The organism is Glaciecola sp. XM2, from assembly GCF_018595715.1.
In the GTDB taxonomy this organism is placed as follows: Bacteria; Pseudomonadota; Gammaproteobacteria; order Enterobacterales; family Alteromonadaceae; genus Glaciecola.
The window spans coordinates 1-3,164 of the sequence record NZ_JAHEOJ010000002.1; the positions used below are offsets into that span (position 1 = coordinate 1).

Sequence of the window (3,164 nt, forward strand, 5' to 3'; positions counted from 1 at the left end):
AACTTAGATAAGGTTTTTTCAACCGCTACTCTATCTGACAATGTGTTGCTTGGCTAAGTCTTAGGACTTAGAAAAGTAAGACGAAATATGATTAGCAAAACTTGTCATGCATGCAGTGCAAATTTTTAGCTGGCGTTAGCCAGATGACAATCTTGCGCAAGGTGAGGTAGGTCTTTTGACGGCGTTAAGAGAAGCTACATTGCCTTACCCAATAATATCCGAATTCAAAAGGCGGGTGTTTAAAATGGCTTAGGCTATTTAGGGTTGTATGGTTAAGTGACTAAGCGTATACGGTGGATGCCTAGGCAGTTAGAGGCGATGAAGGACGTGTAAGTCTGCGAAAAGCTGTGGTGAGCTGACAAAACGCATTTGAGCCACAGATGTCCGAATGGGGAAACCCACCGCTTCGGCGGTATCTGCAAGTGAATACATAGCTTGTAGAGGCAAACGAGGGGAACTGAAACATCTAAGTACCCTTAGGAAAAGAAATCAACCGAGATTCTCCTAGTAGCGGCGAGCGAACGGGGAGCAGCCGAGTAATTATGTGTTAGTGGAATGTGTTGGGAAGCACAGCGATACAGGGTGATAGCCCCGTACACGAAGAGACATAGTTGCCATATTAAGTAGGTCGGGACACGTGTTATCTTGACTGAAGATGGGGGGACCATCCTCCAAGGCTAAATACTCCTAACTGACCGATAGTGAACTAGTACCGTGAGGGAAAGGCGAAAAGAACCCCTGTGAGGGGAGTGAAATAGAACCTGAAACCGTATACGTACAAGCAGTGAGAGCCCACTTGTTGGGTGATTGCGTACCTTTTGTATAATGGGTCAGCGACTTATATTTAGTAGCGAGGTTAACCGATTAGGGGAGCCGTAGCGAAAGCGAGTGTTAACTGCGCGTTGAGTTGCTAGGTATAGACCCGAAACCCGGTGATCTAGCCATGGGCAGGTTGAAGGTTGAGTAACATCAACTGGAGGACCGAACCCACTGACGTTGAAAAGTCAGGGGATGACTTGTGGCTGGGGGTGAAAGGCCAATCAAACCGGGAGATAGCTGGTTCTCCCCGAAATCTATTTAGGTAGAGCCTCGGACGAACACCATTGGGGGTAGAGCACTGTTAAGGCTAGGGGGTCATCCCGACTTACCAACCCTTTGCAAACTCCGAATACCGATGAGTGCTATCCGGGAGACACACGGCGGGTGCTAACGTCCGTCGTGAAGAGGGAAACAACCCAGACCGCCAGCTAAGGTCCCAAAATATTGCTAAGTGGGAAACGATGTGGGAAGGCTAAGACAGCTAGGAGGTTGGCTTAGAAGCAGCCACCCTTTAAAGAAAGCGTAATAGCTCACTAGTCGAGTCGGCCTGCGCGGAAGATGTAACGGGGCTAAGCAATATACCGAAGCTGCGGATTCATACTATGTATGAGTGGTAGGGGAGCGTTGTGTAAGTGGATGAAGGTGTGCCGGGAGGCATGCTGGACATATCACAAGTGCGAATGCTGACATGAGTAACGATAATGGGGGTGAAAAACCCCCACGCCGGAAGACCAAGGTTTCCTGTCCCATGCTAATCAGGGCAGGGTAAGTCGGCCCCTAAGGCGAGGCAGAAATGCGTAGTCGATGGGAAACGGATTAATATTTCCGTACTTGTTATATCAGTTATGGGGGGACGGAGAAGGTTATGCTAGCTTGGCGTTGGTAGTCCAAGTGAAAGTGCGTAGGGTTGTTGATTAGGAAAATCCGGTCAACTACATGCCTGAGACACGAGACGAGACTCTAAGGAGTTGAAGTAGCAAATACCCTGCTTCCAGGAAAAGCCTCTAAACTTATGATATAGCGAACCGTACCCCAAACCGACACAGGTGGTCAGGTAGAGAATACTAAGGCGCTTGAGAGAACTCGGGTGAAGGAACTCGGCAAAATTGTACCGTAACTTCGGGAGAAGGTACGCCCTTGGACGTGATGGAACTTGCTTCCTAAGCGTTTGAGGGCCGCAGTGACCAGGTGGCTGGGACTGTTTATTAAAAACACAGCACTGTGCTAAATCGAAAGATGACGTATACGGTGTGACACCTGCCCGGTGCCGGAAGGTTAATTGATGGGGTTAGCGTAAGCGAAGCTCTTGATCGAAGCCCCGGTAAACGGCGGCCGTAACTATAACGGTCCTAAGGTAGCGAAATTCCTTGTCGGGTAAGTTCCGACCTGCACGAATGGTGTAACCATGGCCACGCTGTCTCCACCCGAGACTCAGTGAAATTGAAATTGCAGTGAAGATGCTGTGTACCCGCACCTAGACGGAAAGACCCCGTGAACCTTTACTACAGCTTGGCACTGAACATTGACCCTACATGTGTAGGATAGGTGGGAGGCTATGAAGCGTTGTCGCCAGATGACGTGGAGCTGCCCTTGAAATACCACCCTTGTATGTTTGATGTTCTAACATTGGTCCCTTATCGGGATTGTGGACAGTGTCTGGTGGGTAGTTTGACTGGGGCGGTCTCCTCCCAAAGCGTAACGGAGGAGCACGAAGGTTGGCTAATCCTGGTCGGACATCAGGAGGTTAGTGCAATGGCATAAGCCAGCTTAACTGCGAGACAGACACGTCGAGCAGGTACGAAAGTAGGTCATAGTGATCCGGTGGTTCTGAATGGAAGGGCCATCGCTCAACGGATAAAAGGTACTCCGGGGATAACAGGCTGATACCGCCCAAGAGTTCATATCGACGGCGGTGTTTGGCACCTCGATGTCGGCTCATCACATCCTGGGGCTGAAGTCGGTCCCAAGGGTATGGCTGTTCGCCATTTAAAGTGGTACGCGAGCTGGGTTTAGAACGTCGTGAGACAGTTCGGTCCCTATCTGGTGTGGGCGTTGGATGATTGATGGGAGCTGCTCCTAGTACGAGAGGACCGGAGTGGACGAACCGCTGGTGTTTGGGTTGTGATGCCAATTGCATTGCCCAGTAGCTACGTTCGGAACGGATAACCGCTGAAAGCATCTAAGCGGGAAGCCGGCCCAAAGATGAGTCATCCCTAGAGATTTAATCTCTTTGAAGGGTTGTTGAAGACGACGACGTTGATAGGCAGGGTGTGGAAGCGTTGTAAGGCGTTAAGCTAACCTGTACTAATTGCCCGTAAGGCTTAACCATACAACACCTAAGTGGC

Annotated in this window: 1 rRNA gene; it reads left to right on the top strand. The window is 50.0% G+C overall.

The annotated features are described in order from the left end of the window. Positions 1–270 precede the first annotated feature (270 nt). Positions 271–3,148: ribosomal RNA gene (locus KJ365_RS00005) — 23S ribosomal RNA — on the top strand. Positions 3,149–3,164 lie beyond the last annotated feature (16 nt).